Origin of the sequence: Propionibacterium freudenreichii subsp. freudenreichii, assembly GCF_000940845.1 — a bacterium.
Taxonomy (GTDB): Bacteria; Actinomycetota; Actinomycetes; order Propionibacteriales; family Propionibacteriaceae; genus Propionibacterium; species Propionibacterium freudenreichii.
Genome location: NZ_CP010341.1, coordinates 810990 through 826260, shown reverse-complemented (window position 1 = coordinate 826260; position 15271 = coordinate 810990). Strand labels below are relative to the sequence as shown.

Sequence of the window (15271 nt, the reverse complement as noted above, 5' to 3'; positions counted from 1 at the left end):
TCAGGGACGAATGGAGACGACCTGGGTGCGGGCCACCATGTCGTGCCAGGTCTGGCGGCGACGCTGGAACAGCGGCCACAGGCCGTTGACGACGATCAGGAAGCCGACGACGTAACTTGCGGCCTGGATGAGCGCGTAGACGCCGTTGCGGATCAGGGCCGTGGACCAGGACAACCGGTAGGGACCCGTGCCGTGGTCGACCGGCACCACGCGCAGCCCGAACAGCATCTGTCCCAGTGTGGCGGCGAAGAACTTCTGCAGCAGCACGCTGTAGGCGAAGCTGATCACCACGCTGACCGTCAGCAGGATCACGAAACTATGGCCGTACTGCGGGTCGGTCGGCAGGGGCACGGCGGAGGTGTTGCCGCTCGCCGCGGCGGACATGATGTCGTTCCACCAACGCTCCATGCCACCGCTGATGGTCGAGCTGAGGAGCCACAACACGATCGAGTTGATGATGTTGAGCACGATGCCGTCGACGATCAGCGAGCCGAAGCGGGCCCACCATCCGGCCAGTCGCACGCCATCGGCGGTCTGGGGCACCCCATAGGGGGTGAATCCGCCCTGGCTGCGGTAGTAGGGCGGCGCCCCGGCTGCGGGATAGCCCTGTGGCCCATAGGGATTGGTGCCCGGTTGACCCTGTGCCCCGACGGGCTGGCCCTGCGGGCCGGTCGCCTGGCCATAGGGGGCCGCCGGCTGGCCGTAGCCGCCGGGAGCCTGCTGCCCGTAGGTGGGTGCCTGCTGGGTTCCCGGCGCGGCGGGGTTCGCCGCGGCCCGGGCCGCAGGGCCCGCTTGCGGGGCGGCCGGCGCCGGCGGACGCGTCTGCTCGGTCCAGGCGTTCCCGTCCCAGTAGCGCTCCAGCTGGCTGCCCGCCGGATCGGCGTACCAGCCGGCCGGCTGCAGGCGGCGCGACTCATTGGTCCAGTCCTTGCCGTCCCAGTAGCGCTGGGAGCCGGAGTCAGCCGGGTCGGGGTACCACCCCGCGGGGGGCAGCGTCGGGCCCGAACCGCTCTGGCCGGGTTGGTTGTCAGGCTGGAAGGTGGAATCGCTCACGGGCCTAGCATGCCATGCGACCAACCGAACCAGCGCCCATGGAACGCCCACGAATCCATCGATCGCCGCTACATGGCCGGCGGCCGAGCAGGGGCCGCCCCGGCCGGCAGGCCGCGAGCGGCCACGGGCCGGTCCCACCACCGTTCAGCCCGACGGCGTGGCGGCCACGCACCTCACCAGGACTTCTGGGGGCCCACCCCTGCCACGTCATTGCGCACGGGCCCGATGCGCAGCGCCGAGATGATCGAGGCCGCCGAGCAGGTGACGGCCACCACGAACACCGATCCGAAGACGAGCTGCCACGAATGGCCCATCAACGCGGCGTAGAACGATCCGGCGATGCCCACGATCACCGAGTTGCCCATGCCCTCGGCCACCTGCAGCGACGAGGTGGAGCGTCCCAACTGGGCGGGATGGCTCAGCGTCATCACGGCAAGCGAGGTGCTGGCCACCACCAGGCCCATGCCGAACCCGCCCAGCGCGTAGCCGACGATCAGGATGACCAGTGGAGACCCCTCGATGGCGACGCAGGCGAGCATGGCGCCCAGGCCGGCCGTGTTGATCACGGCACCCAGCGCGATGATCTGGTCGCGTCGCAGCCTCAGCCACGGCTGCGCCTGGATCCAGGAGGCCAGGCACCAGGTGGCCGCGCTGAGGCACAGCAGATAGCTGGCATGTTGCAGGCTGAACCCGCGGGACTGGGTGAGCACCAGCAGCAGATAGCTCTCCGAGGCCATGAAGGCACCCGATTGCAGGCCGCGCACCGGCATCACCGAGGCCAGGCCCGGCCGCAACCGGAAGAACCCGGTGGGCATCAGGGCGGGCAGCGCCACGACGAGGGCGGCGATCCCCACCACCGCCACGGTGATGACGATCCAGTCGATGCGGTCCACCCGGTGACCGGCCCACTGCAGCAGTGCGGCCCCACCGGCACCCACGCCGGCCGCCCAGATCGGCACCGGTCGCGAGTCGGGCCCGCGGGGGGCGTCGAGGTCGTCGAAGGACGCGGCCCCGTGTGGCAGCTCCACCCGCCGCAGGGAGATGGCCCCCAGCACCACGGCCGCCACCAGGATCGGCAACAGTCCCCAGAACACCCAGTGCCAGCTGAGCTTCTCGGTGATCGCCGCGGCGATGGGCGGCCCGGCGAAGCTCGGCAGCACCCAACAGAATGAGAAGGCGGTCATCAGCCGCTGGCGCTGTTCCTCGCCGAAGGCCTGGGCCACCAGCACCATGAGGGCCACATTGAGTGCGCCGCCGCCGAAGCCCTGCACGCCGCGCATCGCCAGCAGGAAGTGCATCGACGGGGAGGCGCCGGCCCCCAGCAGTCCGATGCCGAAGATCACCGAACCGGCGACCAGCGGCACCACCACGCCGGTGCGGTCGGCCATCCGTCCGCCGATCACGATGGCGAAGACCTGGGCAATGGTGAAGATGGTGAAGGCCCAGTCGTAGAGGTCGAGGCGGTGGAACTGACCGGCGACGGCGGGCATCGCGGTGGCCGTGCCGTATGCCTCGAAGGCGATGGCGAGAACGCCCACCAGGATCGCCACGATCAGACCACGATTGGGTCGGGTGCGGGATTCGCCGGTGCGGGATTCAATGGCGTTCGTCACGATGGTCCATCCAATCAAACCGGGCAAACCGATGGGAAGTTCGCGGGCCAACCCGCCGTCGGTGATGCGCACGGCCGGTGACGAATGTGCGGTGTCGGAATGTCTTGTGTGACTGTGCCACCATGGAGGCATGACTCAGTTGGCACCCGGCTCGGAAACGATCACCAAGGAACGCACGCAGCCCCTGCGCGAAGAGGGCGACGAGGAGCGTTTCAGCCACTATGTGCCCAAGGGCAAGCTGATGGAGGCCATGGTCAATGGCACTCCGGTGGTCGCCCTGTGCGGCAAGGTGTGGGTGCCCTCGCGCAATCCCGAGCGGTTCCCGGTGTGCCCCACGTGCAAGGAGATCTGGGAGTCGATGAAGCCGGGCAAGGACAAGGGCCCCGACGCCTGAGCCGACACCGGCATCGCTGGCATCAGGCACTGATGCGGGCGCTGCCCAACGCAGACCGTGAATATCGCGACCCCGCTCCGGTGGGGTCGCGATATTTTTCTGTCCTGATTCCTCTGTGCTGGCGGTGCCGGGGGGGCGCCTCCCTCAGGCCACTGTCAGGCCGTCGTCGGGCGTGCCGGGTGATAGTCCTCGTCGCGGATATCGGGCTCGAGGTAGATGTAGCGGCACATCGGCTCTGCGGTGCGGATGTTCACCTCGGCGGCGTCGATGGTGTCGGCAAGCTGCTCGGCACTCTCGCTGGACGCGACGTCGATCTTGGCGGCCACCATGATCTGTTCGGGGCCCACGTGGACGGTCTTCAGGTGGATCACGCCGCGCACTCCGGGGGTCTGGTCCAAGGCCGCCACGATGGCGTCCTCCACCTCGGGCATCGCCGATTCGCCCAGCAGCAGGCTCTGCATCTCGACGCCGAGCAGCACGGCCACCGCGATCAGCAGCAGGCCGATCATGCCCGAGCCGATCACGTCGAACAGGCCATTGCCGGTGATCAGTGTGAGCCCAACGCCGAGCAGGGCGAAGACCAGGCCGATCAGCGCGGCGGAGTCCTCCAACATGACCACGGGAAGCTCGGGTGAGCGCGAGCGACGCACGAAGGCGATCACTCCACGATGGCGCTGGCGTGCCTCATGGGTCTCACGCATCGCGGTGCGCAGGCTCAGCCCCTCGGCGATCAGGCTGACTCCCAGCACGGCCAGGGGCACCCACCACCACTGCGAGCTGAGCAGCTGGTTCTCCTCGCCATGCGCGACGTCGCCGATCTTGCGGATGGCCTCGTACAGGGCGAACAGGCCGCCGACCGAGAAGAGGATGACGGCCACCAGGAAGGCGTTGATGTAGCGCTGGCGCCCGTAGCCGAAGGGATGGGCGCGGTTGGCCTGCTTCTTCGCCTGGCGTCCGCCGATGAGCAGCAGGATCTGGTTTCCCGTGTCGGCGAACGAGTGGATCGCCTCGGAGAGCATCGAGGCCGCCCCGGTGAGCAGCCAGGCCACCAGCTTGGTGATGGCGATCGCCAGGTTGGCCGTCAGCGCGGCAATCGTCGCCCTGGTACCGCCATGCTCGCCCGACGCGGGCTGCCCGGTTGCCGGGGACCCATTCGACGCGGACTCGTCCGCCACGGATTCGGCTGCTTCACTCATCTGCCCGACGCCTCCATCAGCTGTGCACGTCACCTTCATGAAAGTCCACATCCACGGGTCGGCCATCCGCCGCCAGCCCGTGGACGCGTCAGTGGACCGGACAGGGGGCGACTACGCGCCCAGTCGGCGTCCCAGGCCGATCGACAGGTAGGCGGCGCCGTACCGGCCCTGCTGCAGCAGCGAGACATAGCAGTCCAGGTCGGAACCGCGCCCGGCATCCAGCGTCACCACGCGCACATCGTGCGCCCGCGCGGCGGCGACCAGCCGCTGGCGTTCGACGTCCATCTCCGGGGAGTTGGCCTGGTCGTCCAGGATGATCAGCACCGGACGCAAGGCCGGGCCGGCACCGGGGTCGGCGAAGGGGTCACGCGGTGGGGCCCCCTCGATCACCAGGAGCAGTTCCTCCGAGCCGCTGGCCAGGGCTGCGCGGCCACTGGCCCTGCGCAGCGCCTCGGCGACCCGTCGTCCCGCGCGGGCGGCCAGCACCGATCCGCCCCACACCAGGGGTTGTGCATCGGCCAGTGCCACGGCCAGGTCCTTGGCCGGGTTGTCGGACAGGTCACGGAAGGGACTCGCGTTCTCGGCGGCCATGTCGGCGACCTCGGCGGTATCGGCGGGCACCACCTCGGGACCGAGCCGGATGTCATGCAGGATCGACATCACGGCGATGGCCGCGGCCAGCGGATCGCCCGTGCGGGTGGCCACCAGCTGGGTGGCCGAGCTCCTGGCGGCGCGGGCCACCAGGGAATCCTCCTCGGCAGCCACGATCAACGCCGCACCGCGCTTGACGGCCTCACCCACGGTGGACAGCAGCGAAGGATCATCGCCGGCGCCCGAACCGAGCACGATCACGAGGTCGAGGGCACCCACCCAGGCCGGCAGGCCGGCGAATGGCCAGGCCACGAACGGCACCCGGCTGGTGGGTTCGAGCACGGCCCGCACCAGGCGGGCCTCCTTGCCGACGGTGACCACGCCGCGCAATGACGACAGGCCCTGCGAGCTGCAGGGCGTCACCGCCGCGGCCTCGGTGCGGATGCGTGCGCCCACCGAGGCCAGCTCACGCATCAACGTGTCGGCAACGGTGAGGGCCTGCGGATCGTCGAGGGTCGAATCATCGAAGTCGCTCATGGAGGTGTCAGATCTTCTTGGTGGAACGGGCCTCGTCAACGAGCAGGATGGGGATGCCGTCGCGCACCGGATAGGCAAGCCCGCACAGGCTGTTCGTGCAGGCAAGCTCGCTGTGCTCGTAGTCCACGGCCAGCTTGGAGTGGCACTGCGGGCAGGCAGCGATCTCCAGGAAGGTGGTCGGCATTTCCAACTCGGCGGTCAGGGCCATCGTTGTGCTCCTTCATTCCTTTCTGCCTCAGGTGATCTCTGATGCGCCGATTGCGACGCATCAGGCGGACAGCAAGAGCTCTAGGTCAGCGGGCTTGCCGGCTCGCAGGGAAGGAATCAACCTGTGCAGATATTCAAGAGTGTCATCAGGCCCGGTCACGGCGTGGCAGGGCACGCCGAGGGTGAGCACGGGGTGGTCATTGCCACCCGGCTGCAAGCGGTCGCCGATGAACAACATGTCGTGCAATGCGATGCCCGTCTGCTCCGACAGGGCCCGCATTCCGTAGGCCTTGTCGATGCCCTTGCGGGTGATGTCGATCGAGGTGGAGCCGCCGGCCCGCACCTCCAGATCGGGAAGGTCGGTGGCGACGGCGGCACGCAGCGCCTCGCGCTTGGAACCGTCGGGATCCCACGCCTTCTTGGCGTCGACGGCGGCGTTCTGGCCCAGTGCCGAGTAGGTGATCTGCGAGCCGCGGTCCTCCACACGGGGGCCGGTGACGATGTCGTCGGGCTCCCACAGGTGGAGCTGCTTGGCGCGGGCCTCCAGCGACGCGATCGCCTGGTCGCGTTCGGCGGCATCGAGGTCGTGCGCATAGGCCTCATGCCAGCCCTCGCCGGTGAAGCGCTCGTAGCGGGTGCCGCAGGTGGGCATCAGGTGCAGGTTGCCCAGTGGCGCGTCGGCGGGCATGCGCTCCAGCACCTGGCTGATGAACTGCTGGAAGCGTCCGCCGGAGATGATGCAGACCGGACGCACCGCGAGCAGTTCGCTCAGTGCCCGGGCCATGGGACGCGGCAGCGGCGACTTCGACGGTGCGAGGGTGTCATCCAGATCGAAGGCAACCAGCGCCGGAAATGCCGGGGAAGCCGATTCAGTCATGCCGGCCAGCCTAATGCACCGGGGAACCCGTGCCCGGGCCTGCGGAGGTCCCGCCGGGCGACGACGGTGGTGCCGCCGACATCGCGGTGCGACGAGCGAATGGGGTGGGTCACCGTCAGCGGGCCCGCTTCTGGTCGGCGATCACGCGCAGGTGGCCACGGTGGGCCAGCTCCACGATCCCCGATTCGTCGGGTTGGCGCACCGGGGCCGGCGCGGGCATGGGCGCACCGCCCAGGCCGATCTCACGCACGGCGTTGGCCAGGGCCAGCAGGTCGTCATCGTCATCGGGTACCGGCACGGTCTCCGCGATGTCGGCCAGCCGGATGATCTGCCAGCCACGCGGCACGCTCAGGGTGCGCGCGTGGTCGGCGCACAGGTCGTAGGTGCCCGGCTCGACCTCGCCGGACAACGGACCCACCACTGCCGTGGAATCGGGATACGAAAAGGTGAGTGTCGCCACGGCGCGCTCACTGCAACTGTTCCGGGAACAACGCCGAGCCTTCACCCGCACAAGGTTAGCCACTGCGGTGACAAAGCCCTTGTCACGACGCGCCCCCGCCACCCACGTGTGCCTTGGAACGCGTGTCCCGTGGAACGCGCGCCCCGTGAAACACACGTCGTGCGCCTCACCTGTCGTTCGCCACGGCCGGCCCCACCGTGGCGAACGCCTAGGCTTGGGAGTATGCGTACTCGCGACCGTCACGGACGCGGCTTGCGCGGGCCGCTGGCCCTGCCCAATCCGTACACCCACCGCCCCATGCCGGTGCCCCAGGCACCGCGTGGCACCCGGCTCTTCCTGGCCTGCGTCGAGGATGCCATTGCCCGGGTGGCGTCGCATGCCCCTGATGTGATTCGCAATGTCGACATCGGCGTCGACGAGGTGCCCGACGTGCGGGCGCTGTGGAGCAACGGCGACTACGGTGACGCCATTCCGCTGGCCTCCGCCACGGACGCACAGCCGGGTCAGAATGCGCGCATCGTGCTGTTCCGCCGGCCCCTGGAGCATCGGGCCGCCGATCAGTCGCAGTTGCGCGAACTGGTGCATGAGACGCTCGTGGACCAGCTGGTGGCCCTCACCGGACGCAGCATTGACGAAATCGATCCCGATGACGGGGACCAGTAGCGCACTCGTGTCCGCCTGCACGGGCCCGGCGCCCACCGCGCCGGCCATGCCCGTCGGGCATTGAGCGGACTCCGCCGGGGGGTCAGCGCTGGAGCAAGCCCCGCTCAGCGGCCCAGGTCGACGGCGGGCCGCGCCGCCAGCTCGCCCTGCGTTGCGCGGATGGGTTGTGCCGGGATCAGGGTCAGTCCGGTCTGTGTCACCGCAGCGCCGGCCACGAAGGGTCCGCCGGTGCTGATCTCGGCGGTTCGGGCGTCCTGCGGGGTGAACAATGCCAGCGTCGCCTGCGCGGCGATCGTGCGGCGCAGCGGGGCCTGGCCGGCACCCCAGTTCACCGTCACCTCCCGTGGCCCATCGGCCAGGTTCGACACGATCAGGCGCGCCGGGCCAGGCAGGGCCAGGCCGGCTGAATCACCCGAGGTGATCGACGAATCGGTGCGTCCGGCCAGCAGGCCCACGTCGGTGCCGAGTGTCACCACGGCGCTCACGGCGATGTTGCTGCGGGCGGTCACGGTCAGCGCGGCCGATTCCGCACTGACTGATCCGGAGACATCGACCGCCACCGTGCGCTCGGCCTCGATGAGGATCGTGCCGTTGCCGGGGTCGAAGGAGCCGGACTCCCCCACTGCGGAGATCTTGGCCGAGGTGCGCACGGTGTCCGGGTTGGTCAGCAGCAGGGTCACCTTCGAGGCACCCGAGGGCACGGCGGCCACCGTGGAGGTGCGGGCCAGGCCGGTGCTGTCCTGGTAGTCGAGTGCACCCGCCGAGCCGGAGCGGGCGACGGCGGCGACGCGTCCCTGGGTTGCCCGGATGCGGGCACCCACCTGGGGCAGGCCCCGAATGCGCGCCGACAGGTCGAGGGTGGCGGTGGTGTGCGCGGGGACGCGCACGTCACGCAGGTCGTCGGCGGCCAGTGCTCCCTGCGGGCCGGTCAGGGTGATGCTGACCACCGCCTCGAAGTTGTCGGGGTTGCTCACCAACAGGGTGGCCTCGCCGCCCGGCACCTGCACCACCTGGTCGGTGCGCGATTCCGCGCACGGGCTGAACCAGCTCGCGGCACCACTGACCCCGTAGACGCCGCCTGATGCGGCAGCCTGCGTGTCGGCCGGCGAGATGCGCTCGCTGCCGGCACCGACCTGCTGCGACAGCGGGCTGTCGAGGGTCTGGGTGGAGGCTCCCGAGACGCGCAGCTGCCCCTGGCTGGCGGTGGCCAGCAGGGTGCCCGGCTCGGTGGCCGCACACGACTTGGACAGCCCGATGCTCACCGGCACGGAGGCGGGCGCGGGCAGCTGGGCGCGCGGCACGATGGCGAGCACCGCCAGCAGCACCACGACCGCGGCGGCCACGATGCCGAGTTCGCGCAGGCGCAGGCGTCGTTCGCGGTGGGTCTCACGCTGCCAGGCGTCGCGTTCGGCGAGGTCTGCCGCCGTTCCGGGTGCGGCCCGGCGTCCGGGGCTCATGATTCAGCCGCCCGTCGTCGCGCCGGTCGCGGCGCCTGGTCGGGGCCGGCGTCGGGAATGGTGAAGCCCTCCGGGTCGGCGATCCGTCGGGCCGGGCGGGCCGGGGCACGGGAGGCCAACGCCCGGCGCGGCGCATTGGTGCGATTCGTCGCCGCCGGGGCGGCCAGCACCATGGCCAGGACCAGCGCGATCACCTGCCAGGCGCATCCCGCCCAGCCCGTGGCGGCGTGCCAGCTGACCGGCCCCGAGGCACTGCCCAGCGCGAAGGACTGGCGCCAGTCGCCGCTGTCGGCGCGGCGCAGCTGGTGCCCGTCAACCGTCGCATGCCAGCGTCCGCTGGCCGGCTCGGCGACCACCAGGAGCCGGTCGCCGTCACCGGGCGGGACGACACCGGCGGCGGGGGTCTCCTTGCCGTCGGCGCGCACCACGGAGCGGGCCACGGGCTCGTTGAGCGTCCAGACGGTGGTGTCCTGGTCGGCCACGGCCGCGGTCATTCCGGGGGTGTCGGCCAGCGACGACCTGGCCTCGGGTGAGGCACCGCGTACCCACACGTGTGCCACACCGAGCTGGGCGAGGCGTGCCGCCATGTCGTCAGAGGGTGCGCCCCGGGCGATCTGGCGGGCCAGCGACGACACCTGCTCGCGCAGCCGGGGATCGGGCGAGATGGCGTCGGATTCGCCGCCACCCCAGTGCGGGGATCGCGCGTCGGACAGGGCGTAGCGGACGGTGCCCTGATTGCCCTGCGCGTCAATCTGCACCATCAGCGTGCGGGTATCGCGTGGCGAGTTCTCCACCGCGTCGACGTAGCTGGGCACCGGCGAACCGGCACGATGCAGGCTGCCGGTGGCACCGCCGGCGACCCACCACACGGAGCCGATGAGCACCGATGCGGCGATCAGGAGGCCCTGCGCGATCTGGGCTCGGGTCAACAGGCGGTCCTGGGCGCGCTCACCGTGCACGGGCACGGGCCGTCCGATACCGAAACCGGTCAGGGCCAGCGCCACGAAGACTGCCGCCAGGTACCACTCGACGCCGGTGGGACGCACCGGCGAGTCACCCAGGGTGACCACCAGGTGCGGCAGGGCACAGGCCATGACCAGTGCGCCGGCACCGGCCAGGGCGATCACCCTGCGCGTCGTGGCATCCAGCTCGTCGGCTGGGGCGCGCAGGTAGCCGATCACGGCGCCGGCGCCGACCAGCCCCAGGAAGGCAAGGGAGACCCACCAGGGCGTGTTGGCGCCCAGCCCGCGTCCGAACAGCAGGGCCAGGGGTGACGCTGCGTCGGCCGCGACGGCGGCGCTGGGATCAATGCCGGTCAGCACCCGACCCGGCGTGGTGACCAGCCTGATCAGCCAGGGCGCCACGATCACGAACGGACCGCCCAGCGCCACGAGCGCCCCGCGTCGGTCGTGGCGGGCGTGGGCCAGCCCGCCGGCCAGCACCAGCGATGCGAGGGCGAGCGCGGGGAAGAACATGGCGATGAGGCCCGTCCACAGGGCGACGGCCCCCGGCGCCCGCCAGCCCTCGGCGCCGGTGATCGGTCGCTGGCGCCAGCGCAGCAGCGCCGTGCCCAGTCCCGGTAACAGCACGGCCAGTGCCACCAGGTCGATGCTGCCCTGCGAGATGGCTCCACAGACCGGCAGGGCCAGGCCCCAGGCCAATGCCAGGCCGTTGGCGAACCAGCCGCGCCCGCAGACCTTGGCGAACAGGTGCGACGACACCCAGGTGGCCAGGCCGACCGAGCAGGCCAACCACACGAAGATGAACAGATCGGGCTTGCCCAGGGCCAGCGTGGAACCCAGCGCCGCCAGTCCCAGCCAGGGGGCGTTGGCGCCATGGGCGCCCGGCAGGGGCACTCCCCAGGCCGCCCAGGCCTGTGACAGCTCGCCGGGCGCCGGGAGCAGTCGGGCCGCGACCAGTGGATCGGAGCCGAACAGCCCGCGCACCGCCAGCAGGCTGGTCACCACGGCAATGAGCACGGTGAGCAGTCGTGCCGACAGCACCCGGCGGGTCACCGCCACGTTGGCGTAGTCGCTCCCGGTCAGCTCGTCGAGGCCGGAGCCGCCCTCGTCGTTGCGCAGCTCGTAGACGGCGTCACCCATCCGTCCGGCCAACGTGTCCGCCGCGTGGCGCACATTCCAGGCACGGTCGGGCAGCACCCCGGCAGGCAGCACCGCATGGGCGGAGGCCGGGCCGACCCTGTCAGCCAGGCGTTGGGTCTCATCGCGGGACGCCCGGAGCTGCCGCAGGGCACGCAGTTGGTCAGCAGCCCGTCCCGGTGACTTTCCGATCACATAGGCCAGGGCGGTGCCCCATGAGCTCGCCGTGATGGCACGGGAGGCGCGCCCCGGATGCGGCGAGTGGGCGATGGCCACCCGCATGCCCGCCACGGCGTCGGCGATCTGGGCGTTGGGCGCCACCTGCGAGTCGCGCAGACCCACCCGTCCGGCCTCCCGATGGCGGAAGGCTGCCTGAGGGCAGGAGCGCACGACGAGTCCGGCCTCCAGCGCGCGCCATCCGAAGTCGACCCCGTCCCGGTACAGCGGGATCGCCGGGTCAAGTCCACCGAGCTGCCGCCATGCCGCCAACCGGATGAACATGCCGGCGGTCGAACCCCCGAGCACCGGGCCCGCGTCGAGTTGGTGCTGGTCGATGTCGCCGGATTCGACGCTGGGCACGCGGGCCCCGTTGGGCGCGATGGATTCGCCCAGGGCGCTCATCTGGTCGGCATGGTTGCGCAGCCGCGGATGCAGCAGCTTCGGCACCAGGACGTCGGGAGCGGGCATGCCCTCCGGTGGGTTCGCGGCGCGCAGGAGATTGTCCAGGGCGCCGTGTTCAGGTTCCAGGTCGTCATGCAGCAGCCACAGCCATTGCGGTGCGTTCTGACCGTCCTGCGATGGTGCATCGAGGTCAAGGGCGCGGTGCACCGACGCGCCGAACCCGACATCGCCCGGGCCGCTGTAGGCGGCGTCGAGGATGCCCTCGTGCACGGCCCGGTTGAGCAACCGGGCGGAGTCGTCGTCGGAGGCGGCATCGAGCGCGATCAGACGTCCGGGACGGGTGCGCAGGCCGGCAAGCGCCACCAGGGTGCGCGGCAGCCAGTCCGCGCCGTTGTGGGCGATGAGCACGCCGAGCACGGCATCGGCGCCGTGCGGGGTGGCGGGTGGATTGTGGGGGCGGTGCGCCCAGGCCCACGGATCCCGGTCGTCCCGGGAATGCTCGTCTGGCTGAGTCACGCGCCACACCCTACCGGTGCACGACCGGCCCAGCCACGCGGTCGGCGGCGAATTCGGCCGCCCGGTGGGGGCCGGTGGGTGATGGCTCGCGAGGCGCGCGACGGTTGCGCGGATCGAAGGCCTTGTCAGGGGCGATCACGGTGCGCCGCCGGGACGATTTCCCCCCATCGGTGGGAGGGTACCGGGCGCGCGGGGGTCAGCTGGCCTGGGTCCTCAGGCGGCGGCGTTCGCGTTCGGACAGGCCGCCCCAGATACCGAAGCGCTCATCGTGGTCGAGGGCGTAGGAGAGGCACTCGGTGCGTACCGGGCATGACTGGCAGACCTTCTTGGCCTCGCGGGTCGAGCCGCCCTTCTCGGGGAAGAATGCCTCCGGGTCGGTCTGGGCACACAGGGCGTGTTCACGCCAGCTCAGTACGTCCTCCTCGCTCGGGTCATCGAACGACGGCAACTCCAGCATCACACTTCCCTCCGATCAATGGCCGCACAGGGCCCAGGCGATGAACCATCGCCGCCCTGAGGGGGTTCTGCGTCCCGGCGGAACCGCCCGGGACGAACTACACAGGTGAAATTACATTCCCTGACGGAGCGAAGGTCAAATGAGATGCCAGTCGCCGCGCCCATTGGCGTCGAGAAATTTGACAGCTTTTCACGGCGTGTCTCGCACCCGCGCAAGTAGCACGTCGAGGGGACGGCGTCACTTCAATGCTCCGCGCGTCGGCACATCTGATCGCTGACAGCTGAATTCATCGGGCGGTGCCACACCCCATGGGGATTGGGCCCGGGACCGGCTCAGGAGTCCTGCGCGGGACGCCCCGGGTCAGCGCCGTGATCCTCGTCGGGCTGTTCCAGCTGCGCGCCGTCGGCCCGTTCCCGGGCGGTGAAGGTCACCGGTCCGGTCTCGGCGCTGTTGTCGGGCATCGCGGAGGGATCCGCCGCGTCGAGCTTGATCAGCGAGGGGGTTCGGGGAGCCTGCCCCTGCTGGGGGGCAGCGGGCGGCTGGGAGGACGACGGGCCCCCGGCCGGGGCCTGCGCGGCGGCCACCGACGATGGTGGCCATTGGGTGGGCTGCGGTGGCTGGGCTGCCGGCTGCTGTGCCCCAGGTTGTTGGGCCGGGGGTTGCTGACCGACGGGCTGGCCCTGGTCGGGTGTGGCGCCGCGCGCTCCCCCGAACACCGACGAGAGTCCCTGCATGCCGCTTCGCCAGTCGGGCGGCTGGCCCGGATTCGTCGCGAGGCCGCTTGCACCGGGGGCGACCCCCACCGGCGCGGCAGGGGTGCCGGGATGGGCCCACTGATCGCCGACGGCCTCCTCCGCCTGCCATACGGGCGCCAGGCCCGGCTCGGGCGCGGTCACCACCACGGGAGCCTTCCTCGGCCCCTTCAGCACCACGGACATCCGCCACAGGAAGAGGGCCAGGACGGCCTTCACCGACATTGCCAACAGTGCGCCGATGATCTCCAGGGCGATCGATGAGAAGGTGCCCCCGCCGGTCAGGTCGGCCACCAGCAGGAAGAGGTCGTAGGCCACCACGACGCTGGTGACCAGTGCGGCCACCCGCGCCAGGAGCTTGGCATGGCCGGTGACCGGCTTGATGTAGGCGCAGGCGCAGACCAGCAGCACCACGAGCACGAGCCAGCCGGTTGCCACCGACGACGACAGTGCCCGCGCCGCGCGTCCGAAGCCCATTCCGCGTCGGAACAGGTTGAGGAGGATCTCGACCACGCCGCCCACCAGGAACCCGATGGTCAGCAGGATGGACGCCCAGGTGATGGGTTCACGCCAACGCAGCAGTCGGGTGCCCCACGGCACGCGGGGTGCCTTCGGGGTCTGGTTCACGGTCGATATCTGCTCGCTCATGCCAGCTCCGCATCCACCTCATGGGCGACTCGTCCCACCAGTGTCTTCACCTGCTGGGAATCCTTCAGCGGGCAGCTGAGGGTGGCGGCCGCGGTACGCACCACGGCCATATCGCGAAGTCCGGCGACAGCCAGCACCGAATCGCCGACGTCGGCGTTGATCAGCAGGCAGTCGTGGGTGTCCTCGGCGATCACCGCTCCCTGCACCACGTTGCCATGTGCGTCATGGGGCAGCTCCAGGTAGAGGCTGGCGAAGCTGCCGACGTCGGCCCAGCGCGTGTCGAGGGCCACCGCGACGACATGGGCCTGCGCCTTGCCCTGGCTCACCGGCTCCATCACCCCGTAGTCCACCGAGGACTTGAACAGCTGCGGATAGATCTCCGCCAAGCGTTCGGGATGGGCGGCCAGCTCCTGCACCGCGTCATAGGTCTGCGGCAACAGCACCTTCAACTGGCGCAGCAGCGTCTCCACGCGCCAGACGAACATTCCGGAGTTCCACCAATAGCGTCCCGACGCCAGGTACTGGGCCGCGGTCGCGGCGTCCGGCTTCTCCTTGAACTCGGTCACCCGCGAGACATCGACGAAGCCGGGCACGTCGGTGCCCCGGTGCAGGTATCCGTAGCCGGTGTTCGGACTGGTGGGCACGATGCCGAAGGTCACCAGGGCGTCGGCGTCCTGTTCGGCCACCCGGAAGGCGGTGTCGAGGCGTTGGCGGAAGACCTCCACCGGCTCGATGATCTGATCGGCGGTGATCATCGCGGTGACGGCCCCCGGGTCCCGGCGCGCCAGCACGGCCGCCGGCCAGGCCACGGCATTGAGGGAATCGCGCCCCACGGGCTCGCCCAGCAGATTGCGGGATTCGACCTCGGGGATCTGCCGGGCGACCTCGTCGATATAGGCGGCACCGGTGCAGATGAGGATGTTCGCGGGGTCGACGGCGCCCGCCACGCGCTCGAAGGCGAGCCGCAACAGGCTCTTGCCGTCGATCATCCGCAGCAGCTGCTTGGGCTCGCCCTGACGGCTCAGGGGCCACAACCTGGTGCCCGAACCGCCGGCCATGATCACCGCATATCTCACCGGTCCACCTTATCGGGCGACCCCGGCCATGCCCGTCAGGAGGATGCCCCGGCC

General features: G+C 70.5%; 14 protein-coding genes. 2 read left to right on the top strand and 12 right to left on the bottom strand.

The genetic code is table 11. From position 1 onward, the window contains the following. The gene (locus RM25_RS03485; RefSeq protein WP_013160662.1) at positions 1 to 1053 is read right to left on the bottom strand and encodes a DUF2510 domain-containing protein; all 1053 of its coding nucleotides are present in this window, start codon (positions 1051 to 1053) and stop codon (positions 1 to 3) included. A gap of 173 nt (positions 1054 to 1226) precedes the next feature. Next, a complete protein-coding gene (locus RM25_RS03480; RefSeq protein WP_013160661.1) occupies positions 1227 to 2666 on the bottom strand; it encodes an MFS transporter in 1440 nt (479 codons plus the stop codon). Positions 2667 to 2796: 130 nt separating this feature from the next. On the opposite strand from RM25_RS03480, the gene RM25_RS03475 reads away from it, so the two are divergent. Further along, positions 2797 to 3060, top strand: a complete 264-nt coding sequence (locus RM25_RS03475; protein ID WP_013160660.1) for a DUF3039 domain-containing protein — start codon at positions 2797 to 2799, stop codon at positions 3058 to 3060. Between the two features lie 155 nt (positions 3061 to 3215). Here the strand turns inward: RM25_RS03475 and RM25_RS03470 are convergent, their stop codons facing one another. The 5 genes from RM25_RS03470 to RM25_RS13190 all read right to left on the bottom strand — a co-directional run bounded on the left by RM25_RS03470 (position 3216) and on the right by RM25_RS13190 (position 6973). Beyond that, a complete protein-coding gene (locus RM25_RS03470; RefSeq protein ID WP_044636661.1) occupies positions 3216 to 4235 on the bottom strand; it encodes a cation diffusion facilitator family transporter in 1020 nt (339 codons plus the stop codon). A gap of 132 nt (positions 4236 to 4367) precedes the next feature. Beyond that, positions 4368 to 5384: an SIS domain-containing protein gene (locus tag RM25_RS03465; protein WP_013160658.1), complete on the bottom strand. Its 1017-nt coding sequence runs from the start codon at positions 5382 to 5384 to the stop codon at positions 4368 to 4370. Between the two features lie 7 nt (positions 5385 to 5391). Then, positions 5392 to 5592, bottom strand: a complete 201-nt coding sequence (locus tag RM25_RS03460) for a Trm112 family protein (RefSeq protein WP_013160657.1) — start codon at positions 5590 to 5592, stop codon at positions 5392 to 5394. Positions 5593 to 5652: 60 nt separating this feature from the next. After that, entirely contained in the window at positions 5653 to 6468 is an 816-nt protein-coding gene (locus RM25_RS03455) for an HAD-IIB family hydrolase (RefSeq protein WP_044636061.1), read from the bottom strand. Between the two features lie 115 nt (positions 6469 to 6583). Next, positions 6584 to 6973, bottom strand: coding sequence for a DUF3499 domain-containing protein (locus tag RM25_RS13190; protein WP_255753005.1), 390 nt, complete (start codon positions 6971 to 6973; stop codon positions 6584 to 6586). A gap of 177 nt (positions 6974 to 7150) precedes the next feature. Here RM25_RS13190 and RM25_RS03445 point away from each other — a divergent pair, with 177 nt between their 5' ends. Further along, the gene (locus RM25_RS03445; RefSeq protein ID WP_013160654.1) at positions 7151 to 7591 is read left to right on the top strand and encodes a metallopeptidase family protein; all 441 of its coding nucleotides are present in this window, start codon (positions 7151 to 7153) and stop codon (positions 7589 to 7591) included. A 104-nt stretch (positions 7592 to 7695) separates the two neighbouring features. On the opposite strand, the gene RM25_RS03440 is transcribed toward RM25_RS03445, so the two are convergent. The 5 genes from RM25_RS03440 to RM25_RS03420 all read right to left on the bottom strand — a co-directional run bounded on the left by RM25_RS03440 (position 7696) and on the right by RM25_RS03420 (position 15217). Next, positions 7696 to 9048 carry a DUF5719 family protein gene (locus tag RM25_RS03440; RefSeq protein ID WP_044636060.1) on the bottom strand — a complete coding sequence of 451 codons (1353 nt, stop codon included), beginning with the start codon at positions 9046 to 9048 and terminating at the stop codon, positions 7696 to 7698. After that, on the bottom strand, positions 9045 to 12284 hold the full coding sequence (locus RM25_RS03435; protein ID WP_144406038.1) for a glycosyltransferase family 2 protein: 3240 nt from the start codon (positions 12282 to 12284) through the stop codon (positions 9045 to 9047). Before RM25_RS03435 ends, RM25_RS03440 begins: the two co-directional genes overlap by 4 nt. Before the next feature lie 196 nt (positions 12285 to 12480). Beyond that, positions 12481 to 12741 carry a WhiB family transcriptional regulator gene (locus RM25_RS03430; protein ID WP_044636058.1) on the bottom strand — a complete coding sequence of 87 codons (261 nt, stop codon included), beginning with the start codon at positions 12739 to 12741 and terminating at the stop codon, positions 12481 to 12483. 332 nt (positions 12742 to 13073) lie between these two features. Continuing rightward, positions 13074 to 14141 carry a hypothetical protein gene (locus RM25_RS03425; protein ID WP_044636057.1) on the bottom strand — a complete coding sequence of 356 codons (1068 nt, stop codon included), beginning with the start codon at positions 14139 to 14141 and terminating at the stop codon, positions 13074 to 13076. Beyond that, the gene (locus RM25_RS03420; RefSeq protein WP_013160649.1) at positions 14138 to 15217 is read right to left on the bottom strand and encodes a mannose-1-phosphate guanylyltransferase; all 1080 of its coding nucleotides are present in this window, start codon (positions 15215 to 15217) and stop codon (positions 14138 to 14140) included. The genes RM25_RS03425 and RM25_RS03420 overlap by 4 nt, the downstream gene beginning before the upstream one ends. Between the last annotated feature and the right edge of the window lie 54 nt (positions 15218 to 15271).